Raw genomic sequence first — 19,669 nt, forward strand, 5'->3', positions numbered from 1 at the left:
ATAAAATTAGGAGAACATGTCGGATTTGTTGGATGGGGTGAAAAATCATGCTTCGAGGATTCTATACAGCTGCAGCAGGAATGCTCACACAGCAGCGCCATGCGGAAATGCTTTCAAACAATATAGCCAACGCTAACACGCCGGGATATAAATCTGACCGGGCTGCAATACGGGCTTTTCCGGAAATGCTTTTGTCAAGAATTGAAACAAAAAACGGTGTGACAAATATTTCGGAAGTTGGATCTGTCAATACAGGCGTTTATATGCAAGAATTGATTCCACTATTTACCCAAGGGGATATCCGTGCAACTGATTTGCCGACTGATGTAGCTTTAGTGGAAGAAGCGGTTCCAATTCATGAAGAAACGAATTTAAAAGGCACTCTCTTTTTTGCTGTTGAAGCGGGAAATGGTGAAGTGAAATATACGAGAAACGGCCACTTTACGATTGATGAGCAAGGCCGCCTGACAATGGCAGGAAACCCTGTCCTGTCTGTAGCCGGAACGCCGATTATTATTGAAGGAAACGATTTTACTATTACGCCTGAAGGAGAAGTTCTGGAAAACGGACAATACACAGGTCAAACGATCGACATTCGGTTTGAAGATGATGTCCGCAATCTTGTCAATGAAGGGAACGGCTTGTTTCGAACGGCTGACGGAACAGAGCTGCCAAGTGCAATTGGAAACGGCAATGTGCAATATGTGCTGCGCCAAGGATATATTGAACGTTCCAACGTTGATGTTGCAAGGGCTTATACGGATATGCTGACAGCCTATCGTTCTTTTGAAGCAAATCAGAAGGTGCTGCAAGCATATGACAGAAGTATGGACAAAGCAGTCAATGAAATCGGCCGCATCGGCTGACAAAGAGGTGTTGTAAATGCTCCGCTCAATGATTACAGCGACTAATACGATGAATCAGTTACAGCAGCAATTGGATGCAATCGGTCATAACTTAGCGAATATCGATACAAACGGTTATAAAAAAACGAGCACAACCTTTCACGAATTGATGAGACAAGAGCTGAACAATCAGCCGGATCTTCAAAAAGAAACAGGCAGATTGACTGATTACGGCCTTCGTCTTGGCGTCGGCGCCAGACTGGATAAACAGCTTGTCTTTCATCAAGGCGCTATTAAAACGACAGGCAGAGAGTTAGATGTTGCGCTTTTACACAAGGATCAGTTTTTACAAGTGGAAGTAGACGGCGAGGTCCGGTATACAAGAGACGGTGCTCTTTATTTATCTCCTGCAAACGATGGTACGAACCGCCTTATGCTTGTGACGAAAGACGGCTACCGAGTGCTTGATGAAAATCAAAACCCGATTTACTTGGACGGAGATATTCGAGATATTGTCATTTCTGCAAACGGGACGCTTACAGCAGCGTCACGGAATGAAGGAGAACTACCGCAAACGGTTAATCTTGGAGTTGTCAGAGTAGATCGTCCGAGCATGATGATTTCACTCGGCAATAATATATACGGCTTACAGCAATTAGGAAACGTGCCCATCACAGATGTGCTGACGAATTTGGAAGGGGATTTGCGGACGGAAATCGGCATGCGGCAAGGGGCTCTGGAAAGCTCAAATGTCGACCTGACTCAAGAAATTACAGACTTAATGATCGCACAACGCTCCTACCAACTAAATGCTCGGTCAATCACGATCGGCGATCAAATGCTTGGACTAATCAACACGGTGAGGTAATAGGGCGATTTCTGCAATTGTGTTGAACAGTTGAAAATCGGCAAAATGCAATTTAACAAGTTTTACCTCTAGCCTTAAACGGGTGTTAGCGTGAATATAGAAATAGGTCTTTTTGATCTTTGACCTTAAAAGAAGCTGCTGTATCAGCTTTTTAAAACTTGTTATTTTTTTTAAGGGAGTTTTTATGATGGCTGCTCAGGAAAAAGTTGATATTTTAACAAGGGAAGAACGGAAAAAAGCGAAAAAAGAGGACGGAGTCAAGAGAAAAACGCGCACACGAGTCCGGCTTATTCCAATTTGGCTTCGTCTCATTTTACTTGTTTTTGGAATGGTCATCAGCATGGCAATCGGTGCGATGATCGGATATGGAGTGTTGGGGGACGGACGTCCATTAGATGCACTTAAACCGTCTACATGGCAGCACATCATAGATCTTGTTGAAAAGGACGCGTAATTCTAATATACTTGATGAAAGGCTGGGGGAATTTTCCTTCTTGTTAAGATCTTCTGCAAGACTGGTTCTAAGAAACGAGCTGATGCATTGCTCAGATGCCGGAGATCGGGAGACGAAAAAATGGGGCATAAATCGTTCATTAGAGCCATAAAAAGCTGCGGAAACAGACTATCGTTTTAATCCTTAAGGAGGCATCTTCATGTTGGATATTCAGCAAATAAAAGAGATCATACCACATCGATATCCGTTTTTGCTAGTGGATCGAGTTGTTGAATTAGAGGAAGGCAAGCGGGCGGTCGGCATCAAAAATGTCACAATTAACGAACCGTTTTTTAACGGACATTATCCGGATTATCCGGTTATGCCAGGCGTTTTGATCGTTGAAGCACTGGCACAAGTAGGCGGAGTTGCCATGATGAAGAAAGAAGAATATAAAGGGAAGCTCCCTCTTTTTGCTGGCATTGATAAATGCCGTTTTAAAAGACAAGTACGCCCCGGAGATCAACTAAAACTGGAAGTGGAAATTATTGTACAGCGGGGTCCGATCGGAAAAGCAAAAGGAATTGCAAAGGTTGATGACGAAATTGCTTGTGAAGCTGAATTAACGTTTGCTGTGAAATAAACGGGTGCCTTATAATGGCATCTGTTTTTTATTAAAAAGGCAAATTAGACAGCCGTTTTTTTCAAAAGTTTTCAAGGAGGCTGTTGTATTGACCTCGTTTTGAATGTACTTGATCTTAAAAGATCTTCTTTCTGTATTCTCTCCCAAAATTTTCGATGTTCTCCAGTACGGTGTATTCATCTCTATATCTTCATTTTTTATTTCTTCTGATGTTGAAAATATTGCTTTCGTTTGTTTTTCCCCGATTATGACCCTTCTGAGGTGTTTTCTCTTCTTTTTTACATTTGGATATGAAAATGTTGGATTGCAAAAGTTTATTTTCGAAATCGTTCTTTTACGAATATTCCTTCTTATCCTTTCTTCAATCTATGTCATCATATACTGAAGGTTAAAAAATTTAATCTGTGTTTTAGAAAAATTTGTTGAATGTGTTAAAAATACTTGGGCATGTTAAGAACGTATGAACAATAAGAAAGGAGCAATCATATGAAAAAGAAATGGATGTTCATGTTGATTAGCATGCTTATGGCGTTGATGGTGGTGACAGGGTGCAATACAAATAATGAGGTCCCTCCGGATAATAATGACGATACAGAAGAAAATCTAGGTCCAACAGATGAAGACAATAACGGAAATACATTAGATGAAGAATTGCCACCAGATGATGAAGAAGGCGCCGATAACAATCAAGATGATACTACTAACGATAATAACGACGAAAACAACGTAGAACAAGAAAATCAATAATTAAAGAAGGCCGTTCGTGCCTTCTATTTTATTTTTAGGAGTTAAATGAGGTGTCTCATAACTGATTTAAGTTAAAATTGATTAGATGTGGAGCATCTGCGGTTTCATCTAGGCAAATCTGGCCAGGATTTTTGTTGGCTTTCACATTAAAATACGCAAGACTATCCTTTTTCATGGAGGACTATTCAATTTTTTTTAAATCGGCATTTAGTTTTTGGATCATGGATTTTATGGATTGTTTTACTAAATGCCTCCAGCAGCTCTTGTCCGGATAGACCTTTTGAAATTAGTTCTCTGAGGACCATTTCTGCTTCCTGCTTGGAAGTTCGGTTATTATAGATTCTGCCGTCAAAAAGGACAGAAATATGATCCTTTAACATAGTGATCGAACGAATTTTTGCAATGATATGAGCGGGTCTATTATTTTTTTTAGTAATCGTGGCTAAAAGCTTGAGTTCATCATTATTTTGCAAATGGTGTTCAAAATAAGGACGAAACTGTTTAGAAAGAAGCGCCTCAATTAACCACGAATTTTCGCCGTCCTCTTTATTAATGATCAGCCCATCAGCAAGAGGTAAATTTTCGATGCGGTTTTCCTGATCTTTCCTCTCAACTTTCAATTCGACAAGCTTAAAGGTTTTCATGGTTCAAGGCCCCCAACTAGAGTTTATGCTTTATTATAACATAAAATAAAAAAGGCTTGACAAAAGTCAGCCTTTACTCTATTTTCAACAGTTCATGAATCATCGTAGCAACATACTGGGATAATTGCTGTTGATTATGATTTGTTTTCGCTAATTTTTTAATCGCATCGTATAAATTGGGATGTTTTATTAAAAAGTCAATTACTTCCTCCAAATGTTTTTCTGACCGATACGGTTCAAGCACTTCTGCCAACATGCTCGGGGTACCGCCTTGACCAACTAGATGATCAATGCTGATTTCGAGTGCTTCACTAATCGAAACAAGCTGCTCCAGACTAGGCTGCTGCACTCCAGTTTCCAATTTGCTGATTACTGATCTTGTCATATTCAATTTTTCGGCCAGCTGTTTCTGAGTCCATCCTTTTTCTTTTCGGAAAAATTTCATATTCATTTGAAATTTTTGTTGTGCGTCCACGATTCCACCAACTTTTCCATACCATTAAAAATATGGTAAAGGAAAAAGAAGTCATCGTCAGATCGTAATAAGATCAATAAAATAAACGTTCAGTATTAGAACAAAATTAAAAAATGAAGAAAAAACAAGAGATAAGGAGAATTTTCGACAATTTATAGGAAAAATGAACTAAAATACATATATTACAAATATTTCGTAAATATAGATAATTTTTACATTAACGATTATACTTTTTTAAAAAGGCCTAAGGGGGGATTTGATGACGAAATATAAACTCAAAAAAATTCATATTATCCGCGGTCATGAAAATAGAACTAGAAATAAGGAATTCATGATGTTGAGGATTGGCGATTTTTCCGAAAATGAGCTTAGCTATCATTATTTTCAAATCCCGAGCGATGCGGTAATTGATGTATATTTTCAAATGGAGGATAAATTGTCAATATTGCGGGTAATGTTTGGGATGCAAGAAAAGCAGTTTTATGTTCAATTGTTTACATACGACCACACAACTCTTCGCTATAAAGAAGAAATCATCGATGAGCAAATGAAATCTTCTCCAATCTTCTCAAGGCTCTTGCAGAACATACACATCTATGGGTCGAATCATTTTTCCTTCATTGCGACAAAAAATATGAAAAATCCCGAAAATTAATAAATCGTTGTTTATTTTCGAAAAATAGCTATAGGAAAATGAGAAAATCAACGTCGTTAAAGGCGGAAAAATCTAAAAATAGACATTTTTCTATTTTTTTAACTTCAGCTACAATAAGGGTGCACATTACGAGAAGGGAGGGATGATGTGATCAACCATGTGACGCTCGTCGGTCGATTAACGAAAGATCCTGAAATCCGCTATACAAGTGAAGGGGCTCCTGTTGCCAATATTACGCTGGCTGTGAGCCGCAACTTTCGCAATGCGGCAGGGGAAATCGACACAGATTTTGTTCATTGTACACTTTGGAGACGAACAGCTGAAAATACTGCAAATTACTGCCGGAAAGGATCGATCGTTGGCGTAATCGGAAGAATTCAAACGCGCAACTATGAAAACAGCGAGGGCAAAAAAGTGTACGTAGCAGAAGTTGTTGCGGATTCCGTTCGATTTATGGGCACTCCGCCGCAAAGAATGCGGGCAAGAGAGCTTTTCGATCCGGAATCCGCACCTGAACAGTCTGAGGCATAGTAAGTCTGACTTTAGAGGAAAAACAATCCTTTTCGTCTTCAGCAAAATAAGGCATGTTTGATGTAAAGTAAGTTTGCTTTTGATTCCGCAGAAGAAACGAAAATCAATCTTATGAGAAGAAAAGTCCACCTTTTGACTCAAATCGAAAATGGACTTCCGTTAGCTAAGTCGTCCGCTTTTTTCCTTCCAGTGAAAAGAAAAAATCACAAGGCATCCCCTAAAAGCTCCCTCAACCTTTGGCCAGCCGTTTTTTTGAGGCTGGCTGTTTTGTTGAGAGGAAAGGAATTATCAGCTAATGAAAGGCAACAGCCGTTTTTTAGAAATGACGTTTTGATACATTTTGTTCAAATTTTTTAGAGATGAAAATGATGCTTCATTTTATAAAAGCTTCAACCGCTCCATTCTTGGCTTCCTTTTAATGTATTTATGCTGTTTCGTCGAGACTGCTTCCAGCTTCCGGTCTTTTCCTCAGCTCAGCCTCATTAAAATTGATAAGACTCCAAGATCTTTTTTTGTGGTGTATAGACTCCGCTGCTCACTCCCAAAAAGAGTGGTTAAAAGAGTTCTTATTTATTTGCAGCTTTTATTAATTCTTCATAAAGTTTTTCCCATTCCGGGGCATGTGCTTCCGTTTTAGAATCTTTTTTTGCCAAGAAGATTCCCTCCTTTTTTAACAGCTTAAGAATGGAATAATCCCTTTGCTTTCAAACTTTGATAAAAGAAGTCGCTAAAGTAGACACGGTCACTTTTTAAAAAGCTTTACATTAAAAAAAACCTTAACGCTTTATCTCTTTTTTTATTCCTCAGTCGTTTTCGATCGATGCAGACACGCTTTATCGTCTTTCTTCATTTCTGAGTGCAATTAAGTCCTTCAATTCTTCTGTGGAAAGTTCGGTGATCCAGTTGTCGCTTTGGATCAGCTCTTCGTTTAATGCTTGTTTTTTCTCGATCATGTCGTCGATTTTCTCTTCAATTGTGCCGGTAGTAATCAGTTTATGCACGTGGACAAACCGCTTTTGGCCGATGCGGTAGGCGCGGTCGGTTGCCTGGTTTTCAACGGCCGGGTTCCACCAACGGTCAAAATGGATGACGTGGTTGGCGGCTGTCAAATTTAATCCTGTGCCTCCGGCTTTCAGCGACAAAATAAACAAGCGGCTGCCTCCATTTTGAAACGTCTCGACAAGTTTGTCCCTTTCTGTTTTGGATAAGCCTCCGTGCAAAAATAAAACGTCTATTTTAAATGTTTTTTCAAGCAAGTTTTTCAGCATTTTCCCCATTTGAATGTACTGGGTAAAAATTAAACAGCTTTCGTCTTGATTCAAAATAGCTTCAACTAATTCAAGCAGCTTATCGATTTTATGAGATCGGCCTTGAAGAGTAGAAACAGCCTCTTCCTTCAAATAAAGAGCGGGGTGATTGCAAATTTGTTTCAGCTTGCCCAGCATTTTTAAAATGAGTGCTTTCCGTTCGAAGCCGTCCGCTTTCATTACTTCCTCAAGTGTGTCTTTGACAAGCTGTTCATATAATGATGCCTGCTCGACGGTGAGCGGCACGTACTCCTTTTGTTCTTGTTTTTCCGGTAAATTCAATGCGACATGCTCATCGCGTTTTGTTCTTCGAAGCAGAAACGGCCTGATGATGCTGCGCAGTTTTTGAATTTTGTCCGGTTTTTCCCCTTTTTCGATCGGAAGCACATATTGCTTCTGAAATTGGTGAAGGCTTCCTAAAAGACCTTTATTGATAAAATCAAAAATGGCCCAAAGCTCCGTCAAACGGTTTTCTATCGGCGTTCCTGTCAGCGCAATGCGCTGATGGCTGTTCAATTTCCGGATAGATCGCGATTGTTTCGTATGGGCGTTTTTAATATTTTGCGCTTCATCGATGCAGAGGCTGGACCAATGAACAGAAGAAAGTTCGTCAAAATCAACGTGGCTTAAGCCGTATGACGTCAAAACAATATCGGAGCCCAAAACCTTTTTTTGAAATGCTTCGCCTTTTTTCCGGTTTTGGCCGTAATGTAAATAAACGTTTAATTGAGGAGCGAATTTTTCTATTTCCTTTTGCCAATTGCCGAGCACGGACGTCGGCACGATGATCAGTGCGGGCGTTTCCGGCTTCTCCCGTTCCTTTACATATTGAAAATAAGCAATCATCTGCACTGTTTTCCCGAGCCCCATATCGTCTGCCAAACATGCGCCAAAACCGAAACGGCGTAAAAATAACAGCCAATCCACGCCTTGTTTTTGATAAGGTCTGAGGGTGCCGGCGAAATGCTTCGGCATGCTTACGGAAGGGATTTCCGAAAGCTCCCCCAGCTGCTTCACCATTTTTTTTAATGTGCTGTTTAATTTGATTTCGATCCCAGCAAATGGGCGCTCTAGCTCGTCCCCCTCTTCGCGATTTCGCCCAAATTCCTGCTCTAAAATATCAAAAATGTGGAGGCCCTCTTTTTCTGCACGCTTCAGCATTTTTTTCATCTGCTCGATCATTGACGGATCAAGCATGACCCATTTTCCCCGTATGTTGACGAGCCGCCGTTTTTGCTCAACCAGCTGTTCAAATTCTTCTTCGGTCAGCTCCACGCCGTTTGTTGCGATCCGCCAATTAAAGTCGATGAGGGAATTCATCCCGACAAACGATCTTCCTTTCGGGACGGTATTCACATGCGCTTTCAATGCCAGGCTCGATTGCTTCACCGCCTGCCACCAGGATGGCAAAAGAATCTCGACGCCTGATTTGATGAATGTTTCGCTTGCCTCAAATAAAAAACGCCACGCCTCCTGTTCGCTTAATAGAGCTTCTCCATTTTCAAATGCAAGCCATGGGACGATTGCAGTAAGGCGCTGCTGTTCACGCTCAATTGTGTCCGTATATTTCCGCCATTTAGCCGGCAGCGAGCTTTTCCCTTTGTATAGAAGCAAAGAATCTTTCTCTGTTTGATCACGCAAAAACATTTCCAGCTTCCAAATGCCGCCATCCTGTTCAGGTTCATTTAAACGGACGCCGATTTGAAACGGCCGATCGTTTAATCGCCAGCCTATTTTCTCAAGCCAGTCCTGTTCGTCAAGAAAATGCCCTTCAAATGATGTGAGCAAAGGATATGTTTCGACAAGCTGATCCCAAGCACGTTTCGCTCCTGCGCTTCTTTCCAAAAGGTCAGAAACGGCAGCGGAAAACCATGGAAGATCAATTTCCTTAACCGTTTTATCCTTCGGCTTCCAGCCCAGCTTTCCTTTTTGCCAAGATGAATAGTCAGGCATGAAGTTACCGGTTTGAACATGCTGAAAAATCAGTTCAGCTGTTTGCAATGTATAGGCAAGATCGCTGGAAAAGGAAATATTGAGCAAAGAGTTGACAGGTCTTTTGGCAAAAAATTCGACCGCCTGCCACGGCGAAAGCAGAATACAATTGTCTGATACACGCAAATCGGTGCCGTAAAAGGAAGAAGTATGCCAAATAAATGCATATTGCGGCCATTCCTTAAGCGAAAGAAAGGTGCCAACTTCATCTGTACACCAAATGCTGTATTGATGATCTCCGATTTTCTCAGCGCAAATCACAAGACTAGTTGTGGTGAACATGTCCCCACTTCCTTTTCTGTTGAATACTTTTGATCTTTAAGCTGTGTATTACATCAATTTTCCTTTTACGAGCTCTTCTTGAAAAGCGCGAAGGCGTTTATACTCGCTCGTAATATGCTGAAAATAGTGTTCCCAAGTGTCCATATCGCCCGTTTTTTTATAAACGCGTTTCAGCCTTTTTAAATATTTCACAGCGTCTTTGTAGCTCGATCGGTTTTTGGAGGCGATTTTGCCGGCAATTTCTTGATGCAAGAGGGGAAGCAGCACACCGGGTGCTTTTTTTTCAATGACAGTAAGAAGCCGGCTCTCTACATCATCTAGAGAGAAACCGATCGAAAGCTGAAGCTCCGCCCATGTATGAAACAGGCTTTTTTCTATTAAATATTCATGATAAACTGCATAGCTGTACGGAAGAAGCTTTCGGCAAGCGTGTTCGAACGTCTCGTCATCCCCAGTTTGAGCGCGATAATGTTCAAACTCATTTAATAAATAATATATTGTTTCTTGTCGATCGTAAAAATCTTCCACTTGAATATACAAATTGGCTTGATCAAGAATCACCGGGACCCATTTTCGGAACCGTTTAAATTCTTTTCGTTTGTTCATCGATATAATCCAATCAAACAAAAACGGCAAAAGAGGAAGATCAGTTTCATGCAAGTAATGGATGATATGGTCGTCGTTTTTGTCTAAAAAATCAAAATGGAAAATAGCGAGTTCGCATTCAAGAATGAACAAACCGCCTTTTTTCATTTCATCATCTTTTCGATGTTCAAGCATCGTCCGCTCTTCTTCTATCCACTTTTTTCGGTTCAGCAAATGCTCCCAGATGATCCGGTAAATAACGACTCGCTCGTAAAGAAAAGCTTTGCCGCAAAACAAAAGCTCGCGGATGTGATCCGTCATGTTATGTAAAATAGGATCAGCGGAAAAAGGTAAAGGCGTTGTTTTGATTTGCTTTACATGTTCAATAATCGCAAGCTGCAATTCTTCTATCACTTGAGCAGCGTATTGGAAAAGAGCTGGCGAATTTGTATTTGTTTCGTTTTGATGGCAAAAGCGGCAAATTTCAACAAGCAGACTACTTGCCAGCATGATATGGTAGAGAGGTTTTAATTCTCGGTTTTTAGGCTCCTTCTTTTTCAGAAGAGGATACACTTTATACCAAATCGCGTAAATTCTTTGTGTACCGAAGAGTGTTTCAACATTGTCCAATTCGGCTTTAAAAAGCTCCGACCAGTCTTCGGCCGGTTGTTCACTCGGCTTCATTCCTTTTTGAATCAAGCCTTCCTCCTTCAACACGGCCAGCTTTTTATTCGGTTTTTCTTTCCACTTGTTAAAAAAGTCACCGAGATCGTCTGTTAATGCATAAATATATAAAAAAACAGCAATGAGATGACGGCATGGAAACTCATTAGAACAGGAGCAGCTTGACAGCTGAAAATATTCCAAATCAAGCTTGACATGAGCGCGCTTTACGTCCTCAACTGCCGCCGTAATAAATATTCCTTCTTGCTTGACATTAAACACGTTTCCTTGTCTATATAAAAGAAACCCTTTTTTCATCCATTCACGGTGTTCCTCTGTTTCAGAGGAAAGCATGTTCATTACTTGTTCCGAACAATGAAGCACTAATTGTTTATCGAATATATGGGAAGGCATGAGAAGTCCGCTCCTTTGTCGTTTATAGCAACACGTTCCTTACGATTATAGCGCAAAATGCGAAATCGAACACGATTCTTGTCTATTAAACTATTGCAACTTTGATTTGATGTTTGTATAATTGTCATATCTTGCTGTTTAATTTTGTAAAAATTTGAAGAAAGGAAATTTTTCAGAATGAAAGAGACAAAGAAGATCCAGGACGAATTTCTGAAAATTCTCCTTAATGCGTATAAGCAAGGTGAAACAAACGAACATGTCACAACGAAAGAGTTATTAAAACAGCTTGAACACGAGATTAAAAAGGTGTATGTATCATAGCTGTGGGATTGTGGGATTATCCCACATCATACTGAAAGTAGCAGGCATCCGCCAGATACTTTCAAGCAAAAATAGAAATATACGAAATCAAGTAGAGAAAAACGGTTTGTTTTCTCTACTTGATTTATTTTAAGTGACTTATCTGACATCTCCTTTCATTCTGCATGTTTTAAAAGCTAGGGAACGTTTGATTGTTCTATCTCCACCGAACTAAAAATAAGCCTTTTTTCCTGTAAACATCATAAGGCGGCTGACCGATATGGGTATTGTAGTTCTTACTTCATATTATTTTTGTAAGGATTTTTGAAGTTTTTAATGACGCTTTCTTGGTATTTGCTAGGAGAAGCGCGTCAGGGGAAGGGGAGGGTGAAGGGTTGAAAGGTCAATGGTTGACACCGGAAGAAATCGAAGCAAGAAGAAAAATCAAAAAAATGTGCCTTTATATCGCTTTTCCGGTTTTTGCTGTTGCCATTGGGGCGGCTGCCGCAATTTTGCTAAATACGATGTAGGAAGAAAGTGTAAGGAGGTGAATTGAAGCGATTCACCTCCTTACGCTTTTTTCTGAAAAAGGACAAAATTCTCTATAAAAAATGTCGAGTCAACTAGATGTTGGAAGAATTTAATATTATAATAAATTGATAGGTAATGACATATTTTGCAACGGAGGTAAACATGGAAGAAACAATTAGTTTAAAAGAGATATTGGATACATTGAAAAAACGGATCAGCTTAATTATTCTCATTACGGCGATTGCAACAGCGTCAAGCGGCATTGTCAGCTATTTTTTTATTACTCCGATTTATCAAGCTTCCACCCAAATTTTAGTCAACCAAACGAAGGATGACCAAGCCGCTTTTCAATACAACGAAATTCAAACGAATTTGCAGCTCATTAATACATACAATGTCATTATTAAAAGCCCAAGAATTTTAGAGCTGGTGATTGAAGAGCTGGGTTTAAACGAGACGGTCGACGAATTGAATGAAAAAATTACGGTCGGAAGCGAAAAGGACTCGCAGGTCGTCAACATTTCCGTTCAAGATCCTGACCCGCAGCACGCAGCAAATATTGCCAACACGGTTGCAGGCGTTTTTCAAAAGGAAATTAAAAACATTATGAACGTTGACAACGTCAACATTTTGTCGAAAGCGGAAGTGAAAGAAAATGCTTCCCCTGTCAAGCCGAAGCCTGTCTTAAATATGGCAATCGCGTTCGTTGTCGGATTGATGGCCGGCGTCGGGCTTGCGTTTTTGCTTGAATATCTTGACAATACAGTGAAGACGGAGCAGGATATTGAGAAGCTTTTGGAGCTTCCAGTGCTTGGGGCAATTTCTGAAATGGACAATGAAATGAACAGCTCGGCTGTGAATCAAGCTGTCAAAAAATCGAGAGTAAGGGGAGAGACGTATGGCGCCTAGAGCGAAAGGAATGAAGCAAAAACAGCGCACATTGATCACAGCGCTAAACCCGAAGTCGCCGATCTCTGAACAGTACCGGACGATTCGGACAAACATTCAATTTTCATCTGTTGACCATGAAATTCGTTCGATCATGATTACATCAACTGGCCCTGGAGAAGGGAAGTCGACAACGGCGGCAAACTTGGCTGTTGTATTTGCCCAGCAAGGGAAGCAGGTGCTGTTAATTGACGCCGATTTGCGCAAACCGACAGTTCATTATACATTCAGGCTGCAAAACATTCACGGATTGACGAGCGTGCTGTTAAGAAATGCGACTTTACAGGAAGCTGTATCGGTAAGTGAAGTTGATCATTTGGACGTTTTAACGAGCGGACCGATTCCTCCGAATCCAGCCGAGCTTTTGTCATCGAGAAGCATGGTGGAGCTGCTCAAAGAAGCTTATGATCAATACGACATTGTAATTATCGACTCTCCGCCTCTTTTAGCGGTAGCGGATGCGCAAATTTTGGCTAATCAAGTCGATGCGTCGATCATGGTGGTGGCAAGCGGAAAAACGGAGAGAGAAGCAGCGTTAAAAGGAAAGGAATCATTGATAGCGGCGCAAAGCAAGCTGCTAGGAGTTGTATTAAACGGCAAGCCGCAGAAAGACAGCCATTATTACTATTATTACGGCGGGAAAAATTAGGTATTTTCTCCTATTTTCCTTTGAAAAAAACAGTCTACTTGTTTAAAATGAGAAATATCTGATTTTTTTCCGTGATTTGAAGGATGGTGTCGTATGATGATTGATCTGCACTGTCATATATTGCCGGAAGTGGACGATGGAGCGAAGCATTTGACTGAAAGTATCGAAATGGCGCGAGCGGCTGTCCGTCAAGGGATTTCGGTCATTACCGCTACACCGCACCATAAAAACGGGAAGTTTGACAATGAATGGAGTTTCGTTATAGAAAAGACAGAAAAATTGAATGAAACATTGAAACAGGAAGGAATTCCGCTTACAGTTGTTCCCGGCCAAGAGATCCGGCTGTACGGGGAACTGCTTGAAGACTTTTCGGCTGGGAACTGCGGCGGTTTAAATCAGTCAAACTATATTTTAATTGAGTTTCCTTCAAACCATGTGCCAAGATATGCGGAACGGTTGATATTTGATATGATGATGGCCGGGCTGAATCCGATCATTGCCCATCCAGAGAGAAACAGCGAAATTGCTCAAAATCCCGACCTTTTGTACAAGCTTGTAAAGCAGGGAGCGGCAGCCCAGCTGACAGCAGCAAGCATTACGGGAACGTTTGGCAGCAAAATTAAAAAATTTTCTTTCGAGTTGCTAAATTCCAATCTTGTTCATTTTATTGCTTCAGATGCGCACGATTTGAAGTATAGGAGCTTTCACATGCAGGAAGCTTTTGCAGAAGTGGAAGAACAATTTGGCATAGATGCGGTCGAATATTTCAAAGAAAACGCCGACTGCGTCATTCGAAACGAAGCGATTTACAAAGAACCGCCCGAGCGCATCAAAAAAAAGAAGTTTTTTGGAATTTTCTAAATTACAATATATTGAATGGCTATTAGCGCCTTTTCTATATATTGTTTTTTAGAATTTTTTAAAGGTGATGTCTCTTTACCTTTATCAATAGAGGCACTCGGCCGCGCTGTGGGTGCTTCCAAAAGGACACCTTAGACGCTAGTCGTCGATGGTGCGGTGTGAGGGCGGGTTAGATGCCCGGTTTATTAACACGGTATATTGAAAGATATGCCTATAGACCTGTATCTTTTTCACGTGCTTCACCGGTTTATTAACACGATATATTGAAAGAATTCACTGGTGAACGCCCAAAATTGTAGGCAGCTGTAAAGCATTCTTTACTCTGCATGGAAAGGAAAATTATACTATTTTATGAATGATTGGATTGAGTAAAAAAGCAATATTGAACAAACACAAGAAAGTATTGATAAAATTAACAGGAAAACATTGACTTATATAAAAAATCTTAATTGAAATTTGCATCAAACATATTAAGCTTTGTTTATTAAACAGTCTGCAAATTGTCAGTAAATAATTTACCTAAAACAGAGAGAACTAAATAAAGAGTATTTAAACAAAAAATGCTAAAACTAAAAAACAAAACTGGAAAACCACTAGAAACAAAAAGTGGTTATTGTTTTCAAAACCGATATGAATCTACGTATGCTCTATTGATGAATAGATTATACGTAGGTCCGTATAAACAAAAAGTACAAAGGGAAGTGAGTGAGTATATTGAAAAAAGTGAGGAAAGCCATCATACCAGCTGCGGGGCTCGGAACAAGATTTTTGCCTGCAACGAAAGCGATGCCGAAAGAAATGCTGCCGATCGTTGATAAACCGACGATTCAATACATAGTAGAGGAAGCGATCGAATCCGGAATTGAGGACATCATCATCGTCACCGGAAAAGGAAAAAGAGCGATCGAAGACCATTTTGACAACAACTTTGAACTCGAACACAATTTAGTGGAAAAAGAAAAATTTGATCTCTTGGAAAAAGTGCGCCAATCTTCCAAAGTAGATATTCATTACATACGGCAAAAAGAACCAAAAGGGCTTGGACATGCTGTCTGGTGCGCCCGAAAATTCATCGGCGACGAACCGTTTGCGGTGCTTCTTGGAGATGACATCGTGCAGGCGGACAAGCCTTGCTTAAAACAGCTGATGGACGAATATGGAAAAACGGGAGCATCGATCATCGGCGTACAGCCTGTTCCTGAAGAAGAAACACACCGCTACGGCATCATCGAGCCGCTCGAACAAACGGGCCGCCGATACGAAGTCAAAAACTTCGTCGAAAAACCGGCAAAAGGAACAGCGCCATCCAATCTCGCCATCATGGGTCGGTACATACTAACACCTGAAATTTTTCAATTTTTAGAAGAACAAAAAATCGGAGCCGGCGGCGAAATTCAGTTGACTGATGCCATCCAAAAACTAAATGAAATCCAACGTGTCTTCGCCTACAACTTCGAAGGAAAACGGTATGATGTCGGAGAAAAGATCGGATTTATTAAGACGACGATCGAGTTTGCGATGAAAAACGAAGAACTAAAGCAAGAGCTGATTCAGTTTATGGAAGAGTTGATAAAAGAGGAAAGGATAACAAAATAGAGAAAAAGGGTGAGTCGATTTGGCCTTTGTGAAAGCATCTAATCAAGAGGATACAAATCAGCAGCTATTGTTAATTGACAAAACAGCGGTTAATCATAAAAGAGGATATTTGCTTGCGAAACGAATTATGGATTTATTAGGAGCGTTTCTTGGAATTATACTGTTATTACCTGTTTTTATCATTGTAGCTATTTGTATCAAACTTGAAGATCCAAAAGGCCCTGTGTTCTTCAAGCAAATACGCGTCGGCAAAGACGGCAAAAATTTTTATATGTATAAATTCCGATCGATGGTTGTAGATGCGGAAGAACGACTAAATGATTTATTAAAATATAACGAAGTATCCGGTGCGATGTTTAAAATAAAAGAGGATCCAAGAACTACGAAAATAGGGAAATTCATCCGAAAAACAAGTATTGATGAACTTCCGCAGCTTTGGAACGTTATTAAAGGAGATATGAGTTTAGTTGGCCCCCGTCCTCCACTGCCTAGAGAAGTAGAACAATATACAAAGTATGATATGCAAAGACTGCTTGTGACTCCTGGATGCACAGGCCTTTGGCAGGTGAGTGGAAGAAGTAATGTAGGGTTTGAGGAAATGGTGGAGTTGGATATTAAATATATAAATGAGAGATCTATCTTTTTAGATATTAAACTTATATTTAAAACAATAATAGTTATGTTTACTTCAAAAAACGCTTATTAATATGCACAATTAAAATTAATTTAAAAAGAGAGAGGTTTAAGCAATGTATAATTTAAATGGTAAAACTATTCTTGTTACAGGTGGAACAGGATCATTTGGCAAAAAATTTGTTAACAAAATTTTAAAATATGATATAAAAAAAGTGATTGTGTTTAGTAGAGATGAATTAAAACAATATGAAATGGCGCAGGAATATACGGATCCTCGTATTCGCTTTTTTATTGGTGATGTACGGGATAAAGATCGTTTATACCGTGCGTTTGATGGTGTTGATGTTGTTATTCATGCAGCAGCTCTTAAGCACGTTGGTGCATGTGAATACAATCCATTTGAGGCGATCAAAACCAATATACATGGTGCTCAAAACATTGTAGAGGCAGCGATTGACCGAGGGGTTCAAAGAGTTATTGCATTAAGCACAGATAAAGCTTGCAGCCCTGTAAACTTATATGGTGCGACGAAGCTTGCGTCTGACAAACTTTTTGTAGCTGCAAACTCTTACGTAGGTGAAAAAGATACGAGATTTTCAGTGGTTCGTTATGGAAATGTTGTTGGGAGCCGCGGCAGTGTTGTTCCATTCTTTAAGAAAATTCGACATACTGGTAAATTGCCTATTACAGATGAAAGAATGACTCGTTTTTGGATTACACTTGATCAAGGTGTTCAATTTGTCATAGATAATTTACAGCGTATGCGTGGCGGAGAAATTTTTGTACCGAAAATTCCAAGCATGAGAGTAGTAGACTTAGCGGAAGCAATTGCTCCAGAATGTGAAATCGAAATTGTTGGTATTCGCCCAGGTGAAAAACTTCATGAAGCGATGATTTCAGAAGACGATGCCCGCCGCACTTTAGAGTTTGATACATATTATGTGATCCAGCCTGAATTCCCTTGGTGGTCAGAAGAAGCTTTGAAAGGTGGAACTCCTCTTCCAGATGGGTTCAAATATACAAGTGATACAAATTCTGAATGGTTAACTGTGGAAGAGTTGCGAGTATTGGTAGAAGAAATGTAAAACGTTTCTTCTACTTTTTTCTAGTTTAGGAGTGAGATATATGGAGAAAGATAAAATTTTTGAACCTGTCAGACAATCGTATTTACCATATGGAAGGCAATGGATTGATGAAGATGATATTGAAGCTGTTATAGAAGTACTGAAAGGAAGCTATTTAACAACGGGTCCATATCTTGCAAAGTTTGAACAAGCTGTTGCAGAATATGTTGGAGCCAAATATGCTGTTGCTTTTTCGAATGGAACGGCAGCATTACATGGAGCTTGCTTTGCAGCCGGAATAGGCAATGGAGATGAAGTCATTACGACACCAATGACTTTTGCTGCTAGTGCGAACTGTGTGATTTATCAAGGCGGGACACCTATTTTTTCTGATATCGATGAAAAAACATATAATATAGACCCTAATAAAATTGAGGAAAAGATTTCTGATAAAACGAAAGCAATTATTCCGGTTGATTTTACAGGTCAACCTGCTGAATTGGATGTAATATTAGAAATTGCGAAAAAACATAACCTTGTAGTGATTGAGGATGCTGCACATGCCTTAGGGGCTGTATATAAAGGGAAAAAGGTTGGTTCCATTAGTGATATGACGATGTTTAGCTTTCATCCAGTAAAACATATTACTACAGGTGAAGGCGGAATTATTACGACAAACAATAGAGAATACTATGATAAATTACTGCAATTCCGCTCACACGGGATTACACGTGAGAAAGATAAACTAAACGAATTTCATGGTCCTTGGTATTATGAGATGCAGTTTTTAGGATATAATTATCGCATGACGGATATTCAAGCTGCTTTAGGGACAAGTCAGTTGAAGAAGGTTGATAAGTTTGTTGAACTTCGTCGAAAATATGTTGCAATGTATAATGAAGCATTCAAAGATATAGATGAAATTATAACTCCATTCCAACATGAAGATGGACAATCAAGCTGGCATTTATATATTATTCGATTAAAATTAGATAAATTAACAGCGTCAAGGCGCGAAATTTTTGAAGCGCTGCAACAGCAAAATATTGGTGTCAATGTTCATTATATTCCTGTCCATTTACAACCTTATTATCAACAATTGGGTTACAAAAAAGGGATTTGTCCGAATGCTGAAAAATTATATGAAGAAATGATTACATTACCTCTATTCCCTGCAATGAGTGAAAAAGATGTTCATGATGTAATCAAAGCAGTGAAAAGAACGATAGACTATTATAAGAAGTAAGAAGGTGGAAAAATGAAAGTTGCTGCTATTATCCAAGCTCGTATGGGTTCTACGAGACTTCCGGGGAAAATATTAAAAAAAGTATTAGACAAAACATTACTTGAATATCAAATTGAACGAGTAAAAAGAGCAAAAAGTATTGATGAAATCATTATCGCCACAACTACGAAAGAAAGTGATGACCAAATTGTTCAACTTTGTCAGCAACTTTCAATACCTTATTATCGAGGATCAGAGGAAGATGTGCTGTCTCGTTATTTTGAAGCTGCTACACAATTTAATGCAGATGTCATTGTTCGATTAACATCAGACTGCCCAATTATAGACCCAAATGTTATTGATAAGATTGTAACACATTATTTGGAAAATAAAGATCGATACGATTACGTTTCAAACACATTAACTCGCACATATCCAAGAGGACTGGATACAGAAGTGATGTCATATAAAGCGTTAAAAAGAGCTCACGAAGAAGCTAAAGAGTTAATGTATCGTGAGCATGTAACTGCCTATATATATCATCATCCTGATCAATTTAGATTTTTTAGTGTGTCAAATGTAAAGGATGAAAGTAAACATAGATGGACAGTAGATACAGAGGAAGATTTCCACTTAATTAAAAACATATTAGAAGTGTTATATCCGACTAAGCCATTATTTACATTTGAAGATGTTATTCAAATTTTGCGATCAAAGCCTGAGTGGGTGCAGATTAATGCACATATTGAACAAAAGAAACTATAGGTTGTGTTTT

Annotated in this window: 21 protein-coding genes; 17 read left to right on the plus strand and 4 right to left on the minus strand. The window is 39.5% G+C overall.

The genetic code is table 11. The features are described from left to right. Positions 1-47: 47 nt before the first annotated feature. From ACVIJU_RS03085 to ACVIJU_RS03105, 5 genes are all read left to right on the plus strand, one after another. The gene (locus ACVIJU_RS03085; RefSeq protein ID WP_456687225.1) at positions 48-866 is read left to right on the plus strand and encodes a flagellar hook-basal body protein; all 819 of its coding nucleotides are present in this window, start codon (positions 48-50) and stop codon (positions 864-866) included. Between the two features lie 16 nt (positions 867-882). Beyond that, positions 883-1,713 (plus strand): flagellar hook-basal body protein, encoded by an 831-nt coding sequence (locus ACVIJU_RS03090; protein WP_063388996.1) that lies wholly within the window; start codon positions 883-885, stop codon positions 1,711-1,713. 187 nt (positions 1,714-1,900) lie between these two features. Beyond that, on the plus strand, positions 1,901-2,167 hold the full coding sequence (locus ACVIJU_RS03095; RefSeq protein ID WP_066248025.1) for a DNA-directed RNA polymerase subunit beta: 267 nt from the start codon (positions 1,901-1,903) through the stop codon (positions 2,165-2,167). Positions 2,168-2,366: 199 nt separating this feature from the next. Further along, positions 2,367-2,789: a 3-hydroxyacyl-ACP dehydratase FabZ gene (gene fabZ / locus ACVIJU_RS03100; RefSeq protein ID WP_063388994.1), complete on the plus strand. Its 423-nt coding sequence runs from the start codon at positions 2,367-2,369 to the stop codon at positions 2,787-2,789. A gap of 486 nt (positions 2,790-3,275) precedes the next feature. Further along, entirely contained in the window at positions 3,276-3,536 is a 261-nt protein-coding gene (locus tag ACVIJU_RS03105; RefSeq protein ID WP_063388993.1) for a hypothetical protein, read from the plus strand. 185 nt (positions 3,537-3,721) lie between these two features. Here ACVIJU_RS03105 and ACVIJU_RS03110 read toward each other — a convergent pair whose 3' ends face one another. Beyond that, on the minus strand, positions 3,722-4,180 hold the full coding sequence (locus ACVIJU_RS03110) for a YwpF-like family protein (protein WP_063388992.1): 459 nt from the start codon (positions 4,178-4,180) through the stop codon (positions 3,722-3,724). Positions 4,181-4,253: 73 nt separating this feature from the next. Further along, the gene (locus ACVIJU_RS03115; protein WP_063388991.1) at positions 4,254-4,655 is read right to left on the minus strand and encodes a helix-turn-helix domain-containing protein; all 402 of its coding nucleotides are present in this window, start codon (positions 4,653-4,655) and stop codon (positions 4,254-4,256) included. Between the two features lie 259 nt (positions 4,656-4,914). Here ACVIJU_RS03115 and ACVIJU_RS03120 point away from each other — a divergent pair, with 259 nt between their 5' ends. Continuing rightward, complete coding sequence (locus ACVIJU_RS03120) at positions 4,915-5,310, plus strand: hypothetical protein (protein ID WP_063388990.1); 396 nt, start codon at positions 4,915-4,917, stop codon at positions 5,308-5,310. 147 nt (positions 5,311-5,457) lie between these two features. Then, a complete protein-coding gene (locus ACVIJU_RS03125; protein ID WP_339193564.1) occupies positions 5,458-5,841 on the plus strand; it encodes a single-stranded DNA-binding protein in 384 nt (127 codons plus the stop codon). Between the two features lie 833 nt (positions 5,842-6,674). On the opposite strand, the gene ACVIJU_RS03130 is transcribed toward ACVIJU_RS03125, so the two are convergent. Beyond that, positions 6,675-9,422 carry a DEAD/DEAH box helicase gene (locus ACVIJU_RS03130; protein ID WP_456687226.1) on the minus strand — a complete coding sequence of 916 codons (2,748 nt, stop codon included), beginning with the start codon at positions 9,420-9,422 and terminating at the stop codon, positions 6,675-6,677. A gap of 48 nt (positions 9,423-9,470) precedes the next feature. Beyond that, the gene (locus tag ACVIJU_RS03135; RefSeq protein ID WP_456687227.1) at positions 9,471-11,084 is read right to left on the minus strand and encodes an SWIM zinc finger family protein; all 1,614 of its coding nucleotides are present in this window, start codon (positions 11,082-11,084) and stop codon (positions 9,471-9,473) included. A gap of 177 nt (positions 11,085-11,261) precedes the next feature. Here ACVIJU_RS03135 and ACVIJU_RS03140 point away from each other — a divergent pair, with 177 nt between their 5' ends. The 10 genes from ACVIJU_RS03140 to ACVIJU_RS03185 all read left to right on the plus strand — a co-directional run bounded on the left by ACVIJU_RS03140 (position 11,262) and on the right by ACVIJU_RS03185 (position 19,659). Further along, positions 11,262-11,405, plus strand: coding sequence for a hypothetical protein (locus ACVIJU_RS03140; RefSeq protein WP_186439282.1), 144 nt, complete (start codon positions 11,262-11,264; stop codon positions 11,403-11,405). A 374-nt stretch (positions 11,406-11,779) separates the two neighbouring features. Further along, on the plus strand, positions 11,780-11,914 hold the full coding sequence (locus ACVIJU_RS03145) for a hypothetical protein (RefSeq protein WP_268753482.1): 135 nt from the start codon (positions 11,780-11,782) through the stop codon (positions 11,912-11,914). 163 nt (positions 11,915-12,077) lie between these two features. Beyond that, positions 12,078-12,824: a YveK family protein gene (locus ACVIJU_RS03150; protein WP_063388985.1), complete on the plus strand. Its 747-nt coding sequence runs from the start codon at positions 12,078-12,080 to the stop codon at positions 12,822-12,824. Then, positions 12,814-13,512, plus strand: coding sequence for a CpsD/CapB family tyrosine-protein kinase (locus ACVIJU_RS03155; protein ID WP_063388984.1), 699 nt, complete (start codon positions 12,814-12,816; stop codon positions 13,510-13,512). The genes ACVIJU_RS03150 and ACVIJU_RS03155 overlap by 11 nt, the downstream gene beginning before the upstream one ends. A gap of 96 nt (positions 13,513-13,608) precedes the next feature. After that, positions 13,609-14,373, plus strand: a complete 765-nt coding sequence (locus ACVIJU_RS03160; RefSeq protein ID WP_063389125.1) for a tyrosine-protein phosphatase — start codon at positions 13,609-13,611, stop codon at positions 14,371-14,373. 714 nt (positions 14,374-15,087) lie between these two features. Next, positions 15,088-15,969 (plus strand): UTP--glucose-1-phosphate uridylyltransferase GalU, encoded by an 882-nt coding sequence (gene galU, locus ACVIJU_RS03165; protein ID WP_327856193.1) that lies wholly within the window; start codon positions 15,088-15,090, stop codon positions 15,967-15,969. A 67-nt stretch (positions 15,970-16,036) separates the two neighbouring features. Then, positions 16,037-16,675 carry a sugar transferase gene (locus ACVIJU_RS03170; RefSeq protein ID WP_240326809.1) on the plus strand — a complete coding sequence of 213 codons (639 nt, stop codon included), beginning with the start codon at positions 16,037-16,039 and terminating at the stop codon, positions 16,673-16,675. Positions 16,676-16,718: 43 nt separating this feature from the next. Next, positions 16,719-17,690 (plus strand): UDP-N-acetylglucosamine 4,6-dehydratase (inverting), encoded by a 972-nt coding sequence (gene pseB, locus ACVIJU_RS03175; RefSeq protein ID WP_063388981.1) that lies wholly within the window; start codon positions 16,719-16,721, stop codon positions 17,688-17,690. Positions 17,691-17,730: 40 nt separating this feature from the next. Next, positions 17,731-18,915 (plus strand): UDP-4-amino-4,6-dideoxy-N-acetyl-beta-L-altrosamine transaminase, encoded by a 1,185-nt coding sequence (gene pseC, locus ACVIJU_RS03180; protein WP_456687228.1) that lies wholly within the window; start codon positions 17,731-17,733, stop codon positions 18,913-18,915. A 12-nt stretch (positions 18,916-18,927) separates the two neighbouring features. Further along, on the plus strand, positions 18,928-19,659 hold the full coding sequence (locus ACVIJU_RS03185) for a glycosyltransferase family protein (protein WP_339193558.1): 732 nt from the start codon (positions 18,928-18,930) through the stop codon (positions 19,657-19,659). The last annotated feature ends 10 nt before the right edge of the window (positions 19,660-19,669 follow it).

It is taken from the genome of Aeribacillus sp. SP014 (assembly GCF_054055575.1).